This window comes from Streptomyces africanus (assembly GCF_002150735.1).
GTDB classification, from domain to species: domain Bacteria; phylum Actinomycetota; class Actinomycetes; order Streptomycetales; family Streptomycetaceae; genus Streptomyces; species Streptomyces africanus.
Genome location: NZ_MUKA01000113.1, coordinates 1 through 17,125, shown reverse-complemented (window position 1 = coordinate 17,125; position 17,125 = coordinate 1). Strand labels below are relative to the sequence as shown.

Genomic DNA, 17,125 nt, shown 5'->3' with positions numbered 1-17,125 from the left:
AAGGGCCTGGGAGGTGCCCGCAGGCGGCACGGGTGGGCGCAGCGGCACCCCGCTCCGCCGGGCTGCGCACCCACCCGCCCCGGGCACGAACCCGGTGCACTACTCAACGGACGTCCCCCGCAACGCCGCCACTTCCCCCCGCAACGCCCGAACCTCCTCCGTCAGCTCCCGTATCGCCTCCGTCTGCCGCCGCTCCTCCGCATCGTCCTTCTCGAACCGCGCGATGAACCAGGCCGCGATGTTCGCCGTCACCACACCCAGCAGGGCGATCCCGGACAGCATCAGCCCGACCGCCAGCATCCGCCCCAGCCCGGTCGTCGGCGCATGATCCCCGTACCCCACGGTCGTCATCGTCGTGAACGACCACCACACCGCATCACCCAGCGTCCGGATGTTCCCGCCCGGCGCGTCCCGCTCCACCGACAGCACCGCCAGCGACCCGAACATCAGCAGCCCGACCACCGCACCCACGACATACGTCGTGAGTCTTATCTGCGAGGCCATCCGCGCCCGCTGCCCGACCAGCAGCAGCGTCGACACCATCCGCAGCAACCGCATCGGCTGAAACATCGGCAGCAACACCGCGCCCAGGTCGAGCCAGTGCGTCCGTACGAACACCAGCCGCTGCTCGGCGAGCGCGAGCCGGATGCCGTAGTCGAGCGCGAACGCGCCCCACACCACCCACTCGACCGCCGTGCACACCTCCACCACGTCCCGGCTCGCGTCGGGCCGGACGATCGGCACCGCGTAGGCGACGGCGAAGGCCAGGGCCAGGCCGAACAACGGCCGCTGCGTGTGCTGTTCCCAACGGAGTCGGGTCGACTTCTGCTGCATGGCCGAATCGTAGAAAAGGTGAAGGGGTGGTGTGCCCACGGTGTACCCGTGAGGCTCACCACCCCTTGACAGGGTCTGGCGCGTTATGCGTCGCCGCCCGCGACCCCCGGGTCGGCCGCCGACACGTCGAGCAGCTGATACCGGTCGATGGCCTGCTTGAGCACCGACCGGTCGACCTTGCCCTCACGGGCCAGCTCGGTCAGCACCCCCACCACGATCGACTGCGCGTCGATGTGGAAGAAGCGGCGGGCCGCGCCCCGCGTGTCCGCGAAGCCGAAACCGTCCGCGCCGAGCGACTGGTACGTCTGCGGGACCCAGCGCGCGATCTGGTCCGGGACCGACCGCATCCAGTCGGACACGGCCACGACCGGACCCTCCGCGCCCGCCAGCTTCCGCGTCACGTACGGCACCCGCTGCTCCTCCTCGGGGTGCAGCAGGTTGTGCTCCTCGCAGGCCACGGCCTCGCGCCGCAGCTCGTTCCAGGAGGTCGCCGACCAGACGTCGGCCTTGACGTTCCACTCCTCGGCGAGGATCTTCTGCGCCTCGACCGCCCACGGCACCGCGACACCCGACGCCATGATCTGCGCCGGGATCGAGCCGCCCGTGCCCTCGCTGAAGCGGTAGACGCCCTTGAGGATGCCCTCGACGTCCACGTTCTCGGGCTCGGCCGGGTGCTGGATCGGCTCGTTGTAGACGGTCAGGTAGTAGAAGACGTCCTCGCCGTGCGGGTGCTCCTCGGAGCCGCCGTACATGCGGCGCAGGCCGTCCTTGACGATGTGCGCGATCTCGAAGCCGAACGCCGGGTCGTACGCCACGCAGCCGGGGTTCGTGGAGGCCAGCAGCTGGGAGTGGCCGTCGGCGTGCTGGAGGCCCTCACCGGTCAGGGTCGTCCGGCCGGCGGTCGCGCCCAAGACGAAACCGCGGGCCAGCTGGTCGGACATCTGCCAGAACTGGTCGCCGGTGCGCTGGAAACCGAACATCGAGTAGAAGACGTAGACCGGGATCAGCGGCTCGCCGTGCGTCGCGTAGGCCGAGCCGGCGGCGATCAGGGATGCCGTGCAGCCCGCCTCCGAGATGCCGTCGTGCAGCATCTGGCCGTTCGGCGCCTCCTTGTAGGCGAGCAGCAGATCACGGTCGACCGACTCGTACTGCTGGCCGAGCGGGTTGTAGATCTTCGCGCTCGGGAAGAACGAGTCCATGCCGAACGTGCGGTACTCGTCGGGCGCGATCAGCACGAACCGCTTGCCGATCTCCTTGTCCCGCATGAGGTCCTTGAGGAGCCGGACGAACGCCATCGTCGTCGCGATGGACTGCTGGCCCGAGCCCTTCTTCACGGTCGCATACGTCTTGTCCTCGGGCAGCGGCAGCGGCTTGGACCGCACGACACGCGTCGGGACGTAACCGCCGCAGCCCTTGCGGCGGTCGTGCATGTACTGGATCTCCTCCGAGTCCCGGCCCGGGTGGTAGTACGGCGGGGCGCCGGACTCCAGCTCCTTGTCCGAGATCGGCAGGTGCAGGCGGTCGCGGAAGCGCTTGAGGTCGTCGACCGTCAGCTTCTTCATCTGGTGCGTGGCGTTGCGGCCCTCGAAGTTCGGGCCGAGCGTCCAGCCCTTGATCGTCTTGGCGAGGATCACCGTCGGCTGGCCCTTGTGCTCCACGGCCGCCTTGTACGCCGCGAAGATCTTCCGGTGGTCGTGACCGCCGCGCCCCAGGTGCAGGATCTGGTCGTCGGTCATGCCCTCGACCATCGCGCGCAGGCGGTGGTCGTCGCCGAAGAAGTGGTCGCGGATGTACGCGCCGGTCTCCGTGGCGTACGTCTGGAACTGCCCGTCCGGCGTGGTGTTCATCTTGTTGACCAGCACGCCGTCGCGGTCCTGGGCGAGCAGCGGGTCCCAGGTGCGGTCCCAGACCAGCTTGATCACGTTCCAGCCGGCGCCGCGGAAGATCGACTCCAGCTCCTGGATGATCTTGCCGTTGCCGCGCACCGGGCCGTCGAGGCGCTGCAGGTTGCAGTTGACGACGAACGTGAGGTTGTCCAGGCCCTCGCGGGCGGCGATGGACAGCTGGCCCAGCGACTCCGGCTCGTCCATCTCGCCGTCGCCGAGGAACGCCCACACGTGCGACTTCGAGGTGTCGGCGATCCCGCGCGCGTGCATGTAGCGGTTCATCCGCGCCTGGTAGATCGCGCCGATCGGGCCGAGGCCCATCGAGACCGTCGGGAACTCCCAGAAGTCCGGCATGAGCCGCGGATGCGGGTAGGACGACAGGCCGTACGGCGCCTTCGACTTCTCCTGGCGGAAGCCGTCCAGGTGCTGCTCGCTGAGCCGGTCCAGCAGGAAGGCGCGGGCGTAGATGCCCGGCGAGGCGTGCCCCTGGAAGAAGACCTGGTCGCCGCCGTCGCCCTCGTCCTTGCCGCGGAAGAAGTGGTTGAAGCCGACGTCGTAGAGGGAGGCGGAGGACGCGAACGTGGCGATGTGGCCGCCCACGCCGATGCCGGGGCGCTGGGCCCGGGAGACCATCACCGCCGCGTTCCACCGGGTCGCGTTGAGGATCTTCCGCTCGATCTCCTCGTTGCCCGGGAAGAACGGCTCGCTCTTGGTGGGGATGGTGTTGACGTAGTCCGTGCTGCGCATCTCCGGCACGGCCACGCGCTTCTCGCGGGCCCGCTCGATCAGCCGCAGCATCAGATAACGGGCGCGCTCCCGGCCGCGCTCGTCGACGGCGGCATCGAGGGAGTCGAGCCACTCCTGCGTCTCTTCGGGATCGAAGTCAGGAACCTGACTCGGAAGGCCGCCAATGATGATCGGGTTGCGATCGGATGCGGAAGCCACGCTGTTCCTTACCTGTCAGAGGGCCTGCGAGGGCCGCTGTTTCGCTGTCGTCGCCGGGCGTTGTCGCTTGGGCCGCGCCGCTCCCCATGGTCCACCTCGGGGCCGTAAACGTCATCTCTACCCATCGGTAACCCGGGCGTGGGACCAGCTCCGTGACGTATGGGGTGAATACCTTCGAGTCTCGTACCCCCAGACGATTCCCAAACGCCCAAACAGGGCAGAAAGGTGTGGTGTGCGTCACCTCGGGCCATGATGGTGTGCCTGGAGTTGCGGTGACACCGCCAGGATCGTCACCGTTTCGGCGGTCTGAACGGCCGGGTACTTGCGCGATCCGCCCCGCCCGTGTGGACTACGGCCAATGCTTCGCGCACGCGCGTGGCTGAGATTCCCCCGAGCTCACAGGAGCAGGGGGTACCGACATCCCAAGAAATGATCAGGAGGCAACCCGTGAGCGCGACCGCGGACCACGCGGAGGAGCGGACGAACCCTGCCGCCAGGCTGGGGTTCCAGCCCGGGCAGGTGGTCCAGGAGATCGGCTACGACGACGACGTGGACCAGGAACTCCGCGAGGCCATTGAAGGCATCGTCGAGGGCGACCTGGTGGACGAGGACTACGACGACGTGGCCGACGCCGTTGTGCTGTGGTTCCGTGACGACGACGGCGACCTGACGGATGCGCTGGTCGATGCCACCACGTACATCGAAGAGGGCGGCGCGATCCTGCTCCTCACGCCGAAGACCGGCCGTTCGGGCTATGTGGAGCCGAGCGACATCTCGGAAGCCGCCACCACGGCGGGTCTGACGGCGTCCAAGAGCGTCAGCGTCGGCAAGGACTGGAGCGGCAGCCGGCTGGCGACGCCCAAAGCCGCCAAGTCGAAGCGTTAGCCGTACGGCACGTCCACACGTCAGCCGTACGGACGGGGCGGGCCGGCATCGTCGGCCCGCCCACCGGTCTGCGCCGGTCCCTGCGTAGGGTGGGGCCCATTCGAGAAGCCCCACGAAGGGACACCCACAACGATGGCGATCCAGGTCGGCGAGAAGGCCCCCGACTTCGAGCTCAAGGACAACCACGGCGCGAGCGTGAAGCTGTCCGACTTCCGCGGTCGGAAGAACGTGGTGCTGCTCTTCTACCCCTTCGCCTTCACCGGCGTGTGCACGGGCGAGCTGTGCGAGCTGCGGGACAACCTGCCGCAGTTCTCCGACCGCGACACCCAGCTGCTCGCCGTCTCCAACGACTCCATCCACACCCTGCGCGTCTTCGCCGAGCAGGAGGGCCTGGAGTACCCCCTGCTGTCGGACTTCTGGCCGCACGGCAACGTCTCGCGCGCCTACGGCGTCTTCGACGAGGACAAGGGCTGCGCCGTGCGCGGCACCTTCGTCATCGACAAGGAGGGCGTCGTGCGCTGGACGGTCGTCAACGGCCTGCCGGACGCGCGCGACCTGAACGACTACGTGAAGGCGCTCGACACCCTGTGACGCCGGTCGGGCGTCATGCGCTCGACACCCGCTGATTTGTCGGCTTCAGGGCCTGCGTGGGGCGGGAACCCGTCACTAGGATCGATTCGTTGATCCGACATCCGAGCACAACGGGGCATCCCGCCCCCGGACACCAATGGAGGACTCGTGGGAGTCAGCCTCAGCAAGGGCGGCAACGTATCGCTGACCAAGGAGGCGCCGGGCCTGACCGCGGTCATCGTCGGTCTGGGGTGGGACGTCCGCACCACGACCGGCACCGACTTCGACCTGGACGCCAGCGCGCTGCTGCTGAACAACTCCGGCAAGGTCGCCAGCGACGCGCACTTCGTCTTCTTCAACAACCTCAAGAGCCCCGAGGGCTCCGTCGAGCACACCGGCGACAACCTCACCGGTGAGGGCGAGGGCGACGACGAGCAGATCAAGGTCAACCTCGCCACGGTCCCGGCCGACGTCGAGAAGATCGTCTTCCCGGTCTCCATCTACGACGCCGAGACCCGCCAGCAGTCCTTCGGCCAGGTGCGCAACGCGTTCATCCGCGTCGTGAACCAGGCCGGCGGCACCGAGATCGCCCGCTACGACCTGAGCGAGGACGCCTCCACCGAGACCGCCATGGTCTTCGGTGAGCTCTACCGGCACGGCGCGGAGTGGAAGTTCCGCGCCATCGGCCAGGGCTACGCCTCGGGCCTGCGCGGCATCGCGCAGGACTTCGGCGTGAACGTCTGAGCCATCCGAAGGGCCCTGACGACAGGGCCCCCAGGTCTTCCTGTCCGGCGCCGCACGGTTTACGTGCGGCGCCGGACGTGCAGGACCACCTGAGAAACACCACCCGGGGAGGGACAGCATCATGGGCGTCACGCTCGCCAAAGGGGGCAACGTCTCCCTGTCCAAGGCCGCACCGAACCTCACTCAGGTGATGATCGGGCTCGGCTGGGACGCGCGCTCCACCACCGGAGCCCCGTTCGACCTCGACGCCAGCGCGCTGCTGTGCAGCGGCGGGCGCGTGCTCGGGGACGAGTGGTTCGTGTTCTACAACCAGCTCAAGAGCCCGGACGGTTCCGTGGAGCACACCGGTGACAACCTCACCGGTGAGGGCGACGGCGACGACGAGTCGCTCCTGATCGACCTCTCCAAGGTGCCGCCCCAGTGCGACAAGATCGTCTTTCCGGTCTCCATCCACATGGCCGACGAGCGGAACCAGACCTTCGGCCAGGTCAGCAACGCCTTCATCCGCGTGGTGAACCAGGCGGACGGCCAGGAACTCGCCCGCTACGACCTCAGCGAGGACGCCTCCACGGAGACCGCGATGATCTTCGGCGAGGTCTATCGCTACCAGGGCGAATGGAAGTTCAGGGCCGTCGGGCAGGGGTACGCGTCGGGGCTGCGGGGCATCGCACTGGACTTCGGGGTCAACGTCTCATAACGCGTTATGAGCAAAATCCAGGGGCCAGTGGGGTGCGGCGGGGGCCCGACTAGACTTCGGCTTCAAAAGTTCGTAAAGCCGGGTACGGCGCGGGGGAGCCCCGTACACACACGATTGGGTAGCCAGTGGTTCTGAAAACCTTCGGGTGGTCGTTCGCGGTCACCGCGCTCGGCCTGGTCGCGGCGGTCCTGTTCGGCGGGTGGACCGCGCTCGGCATCGTCGCGATCCTCTCCGTCCTCGAGATCTCGCTGTCCTTCGACAACGCGGTGGTCAACGCCGGGATCCTGAAGAAGATGAATGCCTTCTGGCAGAAGATCTTCCTCACGGTCGGCATTCTGATCGCCGTCTTCGGCATGCGGCTGGTCTTCCCTGTCGTGATCGTCGCGCTCAGCGCCCAGCTGGGCCCGATCAAGGCCGTCGAACTCGCCCTGAACGACAAGGAGCAGTACCAGCAGCTGGTGACGGACGCCCACCCGGCGATCGCCGCCTTCGGTGGCATGTTCCTGCTGATGATCTTCCTGGACTTCATCTTCGAGGACCGGGACATCAAGTGGCTCCAGTGGCTGGAGCGCCCGCTGGCCAAGCTCGGCAAGGTCGACATGCTGTCGGTCTGCATCGCGCTGATCGTCCTGCTGATCTCGGCGCTGACCTTCGCGGCCAACGCCCACCAGCACGGCGGCGCGCACGCCGACAAGGCGGAGACGGTCCTGCTCTCCGGTATCGCCGGTCTGATCACCTACATGATCGTCGGCGGTCTCTCCGGCTACTTCGAGGACAAGCTCGAAGAGGAGGAGGAACGCGAGCAAGAGGCCGAGGAAGAGGCCGAACGCACCGGCAAGCCCCGCTCGGCGGTCCAGCTGGCCGGCAAGGCCGCCTTCTTCATGTTCCTCTACCTCGAGGTCCTGGACGCGTCCTTCTCGTTCGACGGCGTGATCGGCGCCTTCGCCATCACCAACGACATCGTCCTGATGGCCCTCGGCCTCGGCATCGGCGCCATGTACGTCCGGTCGCTGACGGTTTACCTGGTCCGCCAGGGCACCCTCGACGACTACGTCTACCTGGAGCACGGCGCGCACTACGCGATCGGCGCGCTCGCCATGGTCCTGCTCGTCACCATCCAGTACCAGATCAACGAGTTCATCACCGGCTCCATCGGCGTCATCCTGATCGCCGCCTCCTTCTGGTCCTCCGTGCGCCGCAACAAGGCGATCGCGGCGGCCGAGGGAAAAGCCGGCTCGGACGAGAAGACTGAGGTCTCGTCCGGGGTGTGACACCCCTCCGGGTGAGGAACGCTCTGTGCGGGGCGGCCACCGAGGTGACTCCTCGGGGCCGCCCCGTCGGTCGTCAAGGGCCGTGGGTACGGCGAGGACCCGCGGTCACCAAGGGAACGTGGGGGCGGAATGGGCCTGTTCGACGGACTCCGGCGTGGGCGCGATGTGCAGTTCGACTCGGGGCACGCGGCAACCAACGCGATCGAACTGACCAAGCGGCGCGCGCAGATATCACTCACCAAACAGGACGCGGCCACCGGCCATCTCCGGGTCAACCTGAGCTGGCGGATGCGTACCTCCGACATCGGCGGCCCGCAGCGCGAGAGCCTGCTGCGGCACCCCTTCAGGGCCCTGAAGCCGCCGGAGGTCATCGGCCACAGCCAGAGCGTGGTCAACGTCGACCTCGACCTGGGCTGTCTGTACGAACTCCAGGACGGCAGCAAGGGCGTCGTCCAGCCCCTCGGCGGCTACTTCGGTGAGGTCAACGCCCCGCCGTACGTCAAGCTCAGCGGCGACGACCGTTTCGGCTCCGCGTCCGGCGAGACGATGTACATCAACCTCGACCACCGCGACGCCATCAAGCGGCTCCTGGTCTTCGTCTACATCTACGACGCGACACCCGCCTTCGACCGTGCCCACGCCATCGTCACGCTCTACCCGAGCAACGGCCCCCGCATCGAGATCCACCTCGACGAACGCCAGCCGCAGGCCCGCTCCTGCGCCGTCGTCATGATCGAAAAGGTCAAGAACGAGATCATCGTGCGCCGCGAGGTGAAGTTCGTCTACGGGTTCCAGGCCGAGCTGGACCGGTTGTACGGGTGGGGGCTCCAGTGGGGGCGGGGTTACAAGACGAAGGTCGAGCGCTAGGGCCTGTCGTTTGGATCAGGTCGCAGGGAACCGACAGAGCTGATCAGCGCCGGTGAGCGGGGTCTGGTGCGTGCAGCTGCAAGGCGGAGGAGGGAGTCAACGCGATGGGGGCACCGCCCGCGCGAGCGAAGCCGAGCGTGGGGGAGTTGGCGACTGACGACAACGCCGCAGATGCGCGTGCCAGACCCCGCGTCTGCGACGTGATCCAAACGACAGGCCCTAGGCGTACCCGCCCTCGGCGGACACCCCCGAGGGCCGGTCCCGCCTAGCGTCCGATGAACTGCGGGCCCTGCGGGGGCAGGCGGAAGTCCGGGTCGGGGGCCGCGGCCGCGACCGGCTCCGGGTAGCCGTAGCCGGACTGCGCGCCCGTGACGCCCGCGGTCGCCGGTGCCTGGGGGTAGCCGTACGCGGGCTGGCCGGTGGGCTGCGGATAGCCGTACGCCGGCTGGGTCGCCGGGGGCTGCTGGGGCGGCGGATAGCCGTACCCGGGCTGCGCGGGCACCACGGTCGGCTGCTCCGGCGGCAGCGGCCGGGACACCTCGGGGGAGGGCTGGGCGGCGGCCGGGGGCTGCTGGGTCGTGGCGGAGGTCGTGGACGGTGCCGGGTCGGCGGTCGCCGGCTGTCCGGCCGCCTCCTCCATCGCCTCCGACTCGTCCACCGAGATGCCGTAGTCGGTCGCGAGCCCCTGAAGCCCGTTGGAATAGCCCTCGCCCAGTGCCCGGAACTTCCAGCCCTCGCCGCGCCGGTACAGCTCGCCGCAGATCAGCGCGGTCTCCTGGCCCGTCTCCGGCTTGACGTCGAAGTACGCCAGAGCCTCCGCGCCGGTGCCCGCCGCGTCGTACAGCAGAATGCGCAGCGCTCGTACGCGGTCGAACGTGACGCCGTCCGCCGAAGCGACCAGCAGAATCCGGCTGACCCCCGACTCGACACCGGCGAGATCTGTCTGGATCGTGTCGGTGAGGCCCTCGGAGACCCGCTTCTTGCCGAGCCGCCACACCTTCCCGGACGGGTGCCGGGGCTGGTTGTAGAAAACGAAGTCCTCGTCGGAGCGCACGTGACCGTCGGGGCCGAGGAGCAGCGCGGAGGCGTCGACGTCCGGAACCCCCTGCCCGGATGTCCAGCGCAGCACGGCGCGCACCGTGGTGGCTTCCAGCGGGACGTTCGACCCCTTCAGCATCGCGTGCGTCATGCGGTCATCCTGCCTTCTCGGTCCTGCTCACGACAACGCGGGGCCCGCGGTGCCCGAGCGGCGCCGACGGCCCTCGCGGACTACCGTCGTCATGGCCGGGCCCGGCTGTGCTTGCCCGCGTTACCTGAAATTCATGCCTGATGGGAACCTCTGCCATGGCCTTCTACGTACTATTACCGGCCACCTTTCGACGATTCGCAGGTCGTACAACCACCACGGGGGAGTTCCATGCGGCATTTCGGGCACATCGCCCCTGAGGTGCGGAAGCGTCTCTTCTACCGCGAGCCGTGTACGTTCACCGGTGATTCGCCGGCCCGGCTGCTCTCGGCCGCCCTCGGCGCCACGCTCTACAGCCCGGCCACCCGGACCCGCCTCGCCGACGACATCCTCAAACAGGCCGGTCGCGGCGTGGTCTCCATGGTCCTGTGCCTGGAGGACTCGATCGACGACGCCGAGGTCGGCCCGGGCGAGGAGAACCTCGTCCGCCAGCTCACGGCCCTCGCCGACCGCCCGGGCGCGGACCTGCCGCTGCTCTTCATCCGGGTCCGCGTCCCCGAGCAGATCCCCGACCTGGTGCGACGCCTCGGGCCCGCCGCCCGGCTGCTGTCCGGATTCGTCCTGCCGAAGTTCACCGAGGAACGCGGCATCCCCTTCCTGGAGGCACTGGCGAGCGCCGAGGCCGAAGGCGGCCGGCGGCTTTTCGCCATGCCGGTACTGGAGTCGCCGGAGCTGCTCTACCGCGAGTCGCGCGTGGCGACCCTGGAGGGCATCTCCCGGGCGGTCGACAAGTACCGCGACCGCGTCCTCGCCCTGCGCCTCGGCGTGACGGACTTCTGCTCCTCGTACGGGCTGCGCAGAGGCCCCGACATGACGGCCTACGACGTGCAGATCGTCGCCTCGGTGATCGCCGACGTGGTGAACATGCTGGGCCGCGCCGACGGGACCGGCTTCACCGTGACCGGGCCGGTGTGGGAGTACTTCCGGGTCCAGGAGCGCATGTTCAAGCCGCTGCTGCGGCAGAGCCCCTTCCTTGAGGTGCAGGCCGCGGAACTGCGCGAGAAGCTGATTGAGCACGCCATGGACGGCCTGCTCAGGGAGATCTCCCTGGACCAGGCCAACGGACTGCTGGGCAAGACCTGCATCCACCCCTCGCACGTGCTGCCCGTGCACGCCCTGTCGGTCGTCAGCCACGAGGAGTTCTCGGACGCCCAGGACATCCTGCGCCCCGAGCGCGGCGGCGGGGGTGTGCTGAGGTCGGCGTACACGAACAAGATGAACGAGGTGAAGCCGCATCGGGCCTGGGCCGAGCGGACCCTGCTGCGTGCCGAGGTTTTCGGCGTGGCGAACGAGGACATCGGCTTCGTGGAGCTGCTCGCGGCCGGCCTGCTCGACTGAACGCACCGCATCCAAGGACCGCAGGATCGCCGGGGAGACCGGCGACTTCGACGCAGGGAATTCATGGAGAAGGCAGTGAACGAGGGGGTGCACGACCAGGTGCGCGACGGCGACGGCGACGGCCACGGCTACGGGGATTCGGGGAAGGCTGGCACGGCCGGCGGTGCCGATGGCGTCTGGTCGGGCAGCTGGGTGGCCGAGCGGCTCGGCGTCGAACTCGTCGGCGACGACCGGCTGACCGACCTGCTGGGACTGGCCCTGCGCCGCAACCCCAAGCGGGCCCACCTGCTGGTGTCGAACGTGCTCGGCAAGCACGTCCCGCAGTCACCGTCCGTGGTCTACGACCACGGCTTCGAGCTGGGCCGCCGCGTGCGGGCACTGCTGGGCGCCGAGGAGGCGCGCCGCGCGGTCGTCCTCGGCTACGCGGAGACCGCGACCGGCCTCGGCCACTCTGTCGCCGACGGTCTGGGCCTCGCCCCCTACCTGCACTCCACCCGCCGCCCCGTCGCCGGTCTCGCCCCGGCCGGCGGCTTCGAGGAGTCCCACTCGCACGCGACCTCGCACCTGCTGCTGCCGGAGGACCCCGCGCTGCTCAGCGGCGACGGGCCGCTGGTCCTGGTGGACGACGAGTTCTCCACGGGGAACACGGTGCTGAACACCGTCCGGGATCTTCATGCGCGGTATCCGCGGCGGCGGTATGTCGTGGTGGCGCTGGTGGACATGCGGTCGGCGGCAGATGCCGGTCGGCTGGAGGAGTTCGCCCGTGAGATCGGAGCCCGGGTAGACCTGGTCGCGGCGGCCTCGGGGACCGTGCGGCTGCCCGATGGGGTGCTGGAGAAGGGGCGGAAGTTGGTTGCGCGGTACGAGTCCGAGACTGCCGCGGAGGGTGGTTCGTCGTCTGCGGCAGCGTCGTGGCCGGTCGCGCAGTTCCCCGCGCCCCTGGGGCAACGCCCCCAAGGGGCGCGGGGAACTGCGCGAACAGCCCCCACCGGCCCGCACCCGGACGGCAACGGCACCGACCCCCACGTCACCCGCGTTGACCTGCACTGGCCCGCCGACCTGCCGGACGGCGGCCGGCACGGGTTCACCCCCGCGCATCGCGAGCGCCTGGAGGACGCCCTCCCGGCGATGGCCCGCCGCCTGGCGGACGCGCTGCCCCAGGGCGCCCGCCGCGTCCTCGTCCTCGGCTTCGAGGAGCTGATGTACGCCCCGCTCAGGCTCGCGCGCGAGCTGGAGCAGAGCACCGACGTCGAGGTCCGCTACTCGACCACCACCCGCTCGCCCGTCCTCGCCGTCGACGACCCGGGTTACGCGATACGCACCCGCCTGGTCTTCCCCGCCCATGACGACCCCGCCGACGGCCCCGGCGATCGGTACGCCTACAACGTCGCGGGCGCCGGCTTCGACGCCGTCGTCGCCGTCGTCGACTCGGCTGCGGACACCCCCGCGCTGCACGCTCCCGACGGACTCCTCGCCCGGCTCGCCGCACACACGCCGCGGGTTCTCCTCGCCGTCGTACCGTCGTACGCCCCAACGGCCCCGCACGCCCCCGAAAGGCCCTCCATGCTGCCCGAGCCCCTCCGCGGCCCCGCCTTCTCCTCGTACGCGCCCGAGGAGGTCGGCTGGCTGCTCCAGGACCTCTCGGACGTGACGCTGGAGGCGCCGACCGAGGAGCGCGAGGAGGCCATCCAGAGCGGCGGCGCGCACTACGCCGAGTCGCTGCCCGTGGAGTACCAGCCGAGCGAGCGGTACCAGGAGCTGTTCCACGCCGCACTGGAGGACTCGGCGGCCCGCATCGCCCAGGCGGTCGGCGTGGTCACCGAGACCGTCCTGGCCGAGCGGTCGCCCCGCCCGGTCCTGGTCTCCCTGGCCCGCGCGGGCACCCCGATCGGCATCCTCATGCGCCGCTGGGCCCAGCACCGGCACGGCCTCGACCTGCCGCACTACGCCGTGTCGATCGTCCGCGGCCGCGGCATCGACGCCAACGCCCTGCGCTGGCTCGCCGGGCACCACGACCCCCGGGACGTCGTCTTCGTCGACGGCTGGACCGGCAAGGGCGCCATCACCCGCGAACTCGCCCAGGCCCTGGAGGAGTTCGAGAAGTCCGACGGCATCACCGGCTTCAGCCCCGAGATCGCCGTCCTGGCCGACCCGGGCTCCTGCGTACGGACCTACGGCACCCGCGAGGACTTCCTCATCCCCTCCGCCTGCCTCAACTCGACCGTGTCCGGCCTGATCTCGCGGACCGTGCTCCGGGCGGACCTGGTCGGACCGCACGACTACCACGGCGCCAAGTTCTACCGCGAACTCGCCGGCGCCGACGTCTCGGTGACCTTCCTGGATGCCGTCTCCGCCCGCTTCCCCGAGGTCGCGGACGCCGCCTGCGCCGAGGCCAAGGAACTGCTCGCCGCCGACCGCTCGCCCACCTGGGAGGGCTGGGCCGCCGTCGAGCGCATCAGCGAGGAGTACGGCATCCACGACGTGAACCTCGTCAAGCCCGGCGTCGGCGAGACCACCCGGGTGATGCTGCGCCGCGTACCCTGGAAGGTCCTGGCACGCGCCGGGGCGGGCAGCGACCTCGACCACGTCCGCCTGCTGGCCGGGCAACGCGGCGTGCCCGTCGAGGAGGTGGCCGAACTGCCGTACACCTGCGTCGGCCTGATCCACCCCCAGTACACCCGGGGCGCGACCGGCGCCGACGGCAAGGCGGTGACGGTCTGATGCCCGCACTCGTCGCGAGCGACCTCGACCGCACCCTGATCTACTCCGCCGCGGCTCTGGCGCTGACCATGCCGGACGCGCGGGCGCCCCGGCTGCTGTGCGTGGAGGTGCACGAGAGCAGACCGCTGTCGTACATGACGGAGACGGCGGCCCAGCTCCTCACCGACCTGGGCGACGCGGCCGTGTTCGTGCCGACGACGACCCGCACGCGCAAGCAGTACCTGCGCATCAACCTGCCGGGCCCCGCGCCCGCCTACGCGATCTGCGCGAACGGCGGCCACATCCTGGTGGACGGCGTGTCCGACCCCGACTGGCACGCAACTGTGACCGCGCGGCTGGCCGAACAGTGCGCGCCCCTGGCCGAGGTGCAGGAACACCTGCTCAGGGCCGCCGACCCGGTCTGGGTGCGCAAGCACCGCGTCGCCGACGACCTCTTCGCCTACCTCGTCGTCGAGCGTGAACTGCTCAACGAGGACTGGGTGAAGGAACTCGCGGTCTGGGCGGAGAACCGCGGCTGGACCGTGTCCCTCCAGGGCCGCAAGATCTACGCCGTGCCCAAGCCGCTCACCAAGAGCGCGGCGATGCGCGAGGTCGCCCGGCGGACCGGCGCCGATCTCACCCTCGCCGCCGGCGACTCCCTGCTCGACGCCGACCTGCTCCTCGCGGCCGACCAGGGCTGGCGCCCGGGCCACGGGGAGCTGGCCGACACGGGCTGGACGGCTCCCGCGATCAGGGCGCTTCCCGAGCGGGGCGTCCTTGCGGGGGAGCGGATCCTGCGGGAGTTTCTGGGGGCAGTACGGGGCGCCTGAGCACTCGGGTGTCCTGGTCGTCGTGCGGGTGCGGCGTCGCGGTGGCTTGTCGCGCAGTTCCCCGCGCCCCTTTGGGGCGTCGTAGCAGCCGTACGCCGATGAACGCCGCCACCGCCACGGCGGCCACAGCCAGGACCACCTTGGAGTAGGTGGAGACGAGGTCCGACACCTGGTGCCAGTTCGCGCCGAGCGCGTAACCCGCGAGGACGAACGCCGTGTTCCAGATCGCGCTGCCCAGGGTGGTCAGGCCCAGGAACACCGGCAGGCGCATGCGTTCCACGCCCGCCGGCACGGAGATCAGGCTGCGGAAGATCGGGATCATCCGGCCGAAGAACACCGCCTTGGTGCCGTGCCGCAGGAACCACGCCTCCGTCCGCTCGATGTCGGAGACCTTCACCAGCGGCAGCCGGGCCGCCATCGCCACCGTCCGGTCACGGCCGAGCAGCGCGCCGATGCCGTACAGCGCGAGGGCGCCGATCACCGAGCCGGCAGTCGTCCACAGCAGGACCGCGAGCAGACCCATCCGGCCGCTGCTCGCGGCGAAGCCGGCGAGAGGCAGGATGACCTCGCTGGGCAGCGGCGGGAACAGGTTCTCCAGGGCGATGGCGAGACCGGCACCCGGGGCGCCCAGAGCGTCCATCAGGTCGTTGACCCACTGCGGCCCGGTGTCCGCTGCGATGGCTGTCATGCCGGCCACGCTAGGAAACCGAAGCTGAAGAACTCCTGAGGAAGCCTGAGGAAGCCTGAGGAAGCCTGACGAGTGGCGTCAGCCGCAGCAGCCGCCTCCGCAGCAGCCGCCACCGCCACCGCCGCCCGAGCGGGGTGCCGGTGCCGGGCCGGAGGCCGAGCCGCCCACCGCGACGGTGGACAGGAGCTTCACCGTGTCGTCGTGACCCGAGGGGCAGGCCGCGGGAGCGGAGGACTGAGCCATGGGACGGCTGAGTTCGAAGGTGTCGCCGCAGGTCCGGCAGCGGTACTCGTAGCGAGGCATGCCCACAGATTAACCGGCACGGTCAGGTGACCGGCACGGTCAATGCCCGGCACCGCGTTCCTCGCGGATCTCGGAGACCACGTGGGCCACCGTCCGGCGGACCGCTTCCGTCTCCGTGAGGAAGTGCCAGTAGTCGGGGTGGCGGCCGTCGAGGGTGGCGATGGCGCGTTCCAGGCGGGCCACCGCGTCGTCCAGTGGGCGGGCGTGGCGCGGGTCGGGGGTGTTGCGGCCGGCCATGGCCAGGCGCTGGGCGTCGCGGATGGCGAAGCGGGTCCGCTCGATCTCCTGCTGGGGATCCTTCTGCACGGCGTTCAGGCGGTGCAGGCGGTCGCCGGCGGCCGAGACGGCCTCGTCGGTGGCGTTCAGCAGGGCTCGTACGGTCGACAGCAGGGCCGTGGCATCGGGCCAGCGCTGTTCGTCGCGGGCGGACTGGGCCTCGGCCAGTTTCCTCTCGGCCTGGCGTACGTTCTCGGCGGCGACGCCGGGGACGCCTTGCAGGTCCTGCCAGCAGGCCACGCTGAACCGGCGGCGCAGTTCGCTCAGGATCGGTTCGACCTGCTCGGAGCGGGTGGTGAGGGCCTGGGCGCGCGTGCGCAGGGAGACCAGACGGTGATCGATCTCGGCGGCGCGCTCCGGCAGCCGCTCGGCCTCCACACGGACCGCTTCGGCCCCCCGGGTGACCTGCTCGGCCCGCTCCAGGGTCTGCGGTACGCCGTGCTGCCCGGCGCCCTGGTTCAGCTTGGTGAGCTCGGGGGAGAGGGCGGCGAGACGGGCGGCGAGGTCGTCGGCCTTCAGTCCCGTCGCCCGTACGGAGTCGAGGGCGTTGGAGGCGGCGAGCAGGGCCTGGCGGGCGCGTTCGACCGCCGGGGCGAGGCGGGCCAGCTGGGTCTCGGCCTTGCCGAGCAGCGGGCCGAGGCCCTCGGTGAACCGGTCCAGCTCCTGCTTGACCCGGCCGAGCTCCTCCTTGGCGGCGGTCAGCTCGGTGCGGGCGCGCGAGGCGGCCGAGGCCTCCAGGTCGTCGCGGTCGAGGTCGTGGGCGTCGACGGCGTTGATGTACTGGCTGCTGGCCTCGTCGATGCGCCGGCCGAGCGCGTCGAAGTCGGCGACGGCGTGCCGGGCGGCGGGGGAGTTGTCGACGGCGGTGATCGTCTCGATCGAGATGCGCAGGTCGCGCTGCGCGGTGTCGAGCTCGTAGAAGGCGGCCGCGGCGGCGTCCTTCGCGGCCTGTGCCTCGGCCCGCTGGCTCTCGGCACGACCGCCGAACCAGCGCCGGGTGCCGCCGCCCGCGAAGGCGGCGGGCAGCGCCAGCGCGGCCAGCAGG

The 17,125-nt window shown here is 70.1% G+C and carries 15 protein-coding genes; 9 read left to right on the top strand and 6 right to left on the bottom strand.

Going from position 1 to position 17,125, the window contains the following annotated elements:
* Positions 1–99 precede the first annotated feature (99 nt).
* Positions 100–834: a potassium channel family protein gene (locus CCL05_RS17070; protein ID WP_086561370.1), complete on the bottom strand. Its 735-nt coding sequence runs from the start codon at positions 832–834 to the stop codon at positions 100–102.
* An 83-nt stretch (positions 835–917) separates the two neighbouring features.
* Complete coding sequence (gene aceE / locus CCL05_RS17065) at positions 918–3,665, bottom strand: pyruvate dehydrogenase (acetyl-transferring), homodimeric type (protein ID WP_086561369.1); 2,748 nt, start codon at positions 3,663–3,665, stop codon at positions 918–920.
* Between the two features lie 447 nt (positions 3,666–4,112).
* Here aceE and CCL05_RS17060 point away from each other — a divergent pair, with 447 nt between their 5' ends.
* From CCL05_RS17060 to CCL05_RS17035, 6 genes are all read left to right on the top strand, one after another.
* Complete coding sequence (locus CCL05_RS17060; RefSeq protein ID WP_010048512.1) at positions 4,113–4,550, top strand: DUF3052 domain-containing protein; 438 nt, start codon at positions 4,113–4,115, stop codon at positions 4,548–4,550.
* 132 nt (positions 4,551–4,682) lie between these two features.
* Positions 4,683–5,141, top strand: coding sequence for a peroxiredoxin (locus CCL05_RS17055; RefSeq protein ID WP_010048511.1), 459 nt, complete (start codon positions 4,683–4,685; stop codon positions 5,139–5,141).
* Positions 5,142–5,288: 147 nt separating this feature from the next.
* Positions 5,289–5,864 carry a calcium homeostasis/redox stress adaptation protein gene (locus tag CCL05_RS17050; protein ID WP_086561368.1) on the top strand — a complete coding sequence of 192 codons (576 nt, stop codon included), beginning with the start codon at positions 5,289–5,291 and terminating at the stop codon, positions 5,862–5,864.
* 121 nt (positions 5,865–5,985) lie between these two features.
* On the top strand, positions 5,986–6,561 hold the full coding sequence (locus tag CCL05_RS17045; protein WP_086561367.1) for a TerD family protein: 576 nt from the start codon (positions 5,986–5,988) through the stop codon (positions 6,559–6,561).
* Positions 6,562–6,686: 125 nt separating this feature from the next.
* Positions 6,687–7,832: a DUF475 domain-containing protein gene (locus CCL05_RS17040; RefSeq protein ID WP_086561366.1), complete on the top strand. Its 1,146-nt coding sequence runs from the start codon at positions 6,687–6,689 to the stop codon at positions 7,830–7,832.
* A 129-nt stretch (positions 7,833–7,961) separates the two neighbouring features.
* Positions 7,962–8,699 carry a TerD family protein gene (locus tag CCL05_RS17035; RefSeq protein WP_086561365.1) on the top strand — a complete coding sequence of 246 codons (738 nt, stop codon included), beginning with the start codon at positions 7,962–7,964 and terminating at the stop codon, positions 8,697–8,699.
* A 265-nt stretch (positions 8,700–8,964) separates the two neighbouring features.
* On the opposite strand, the gene CCL05_RS17030 is transcribed toward CCL05_RS17035, so the two are convergent.
* A complete protein-coding gene (locus CCL05_RS17030; RefSeq protein ID WP_086561364.1) occupies positions 8,965–9,888 on the bottom strand; it encodes a TerD family protein in 924 nt (307 codons plus the stop codon).
* A gap of 228 nt (positions 9,889–10,116) precedes the next feature.
* Between CCL05_RS17030 and CCL05_RS17025 the strand changes: the two genes are divergently transcribed.
* The 3 genes from CCL05_RS17025 (at position 10,117) to CCL05_RS17015 (ending at position 14,813) form a co-directional block, all read left to right on the top strand.
* Positions 10,117–11,283, top strand: a complete 1,167-nt coding sequence (locus tag CCL05_RS17025; protein ID WP_086561363.1) for an HpcH/HpaI aldolase/citrate lyase family protein — start codon at positions 10,117–10,119, stop codon at positions 11,281–11,283.
* A gap of 63 nt (positions 11,284–11,346) precedes the next feature.
* Positions 11,347–14,004 (top strand): phosphoribosyltransferase, encoded by a 2,658-nt coding sequence (locus CCL05_RS17020; RefSeq protein WP_244204305.1) that lies wholly within the window; start codon positions 11,347–11,349, stop codon positions 14,002–14,004.
* The gene (locus CCL05_RS17015; protein ID WP_086561362.1) at positions 14,004–14,813 is read left to right on the top strand and encodes an HAD family hydrolase; all 810 of its coding nucleotides are present in this window, start codon (positions 14,004–14,006) and stop codon (positions 14,811–14,813) included. Before CCL05_RS17020 ends, CCL05_RS17015 begins: the two co-directional genes overlap by 1 nt.
* On the opposite strand, the gene CCL05_RS17010 is transcribed toward CCL05_RS17015, so the two are convergent.
* The 3 genes from CCL05_RS17010 to CCL05_RS17000 form a co-directional block, all read right to left on the bottom strand.
* A complete protein-coding gene (locus tag CCL05_RS17010) occupies positions 14,734–15,501 on the bottom strand; it encodes a DedA family protein (RefSeq protein WP_086561361.1) in 768 nt (255 codons plus the stop codon). The genes CCL05_RS17015 and CCL05_RS17010 overlap by 80 nt on opposite strands.
* Positions 15,502–15,579: 78 nt before the next feature.
* Positions 15,580–15,804 carry an FmdB family zinc ribbon protein gene (locus tag CCL05_RS17005; RefSeq protein ID WP_086561371.1) on the bottom strand — a complete coding sequence of 75 codons (225 nt, stop codon included), beginning with the start codon at positions 15,802–15,804 and terminating at the stop codon, positions 15,580–15,582.
* Between the two features lie 39 nt (positions 15,805–15,843).
* Positions 15,844–17,124 (bottom strand): coiled-coil domain-containing protein, encoded by a 1,281-nt coding sequence (locus CCL05_RS17000; protein WP_086561360.1) that lies wholly within the window; start codon positions 17,122–17,124, stop codon positions 15,844–15,846.
* Between the last annotated feature and the right edge of the window lies 1 nt (position 17,125).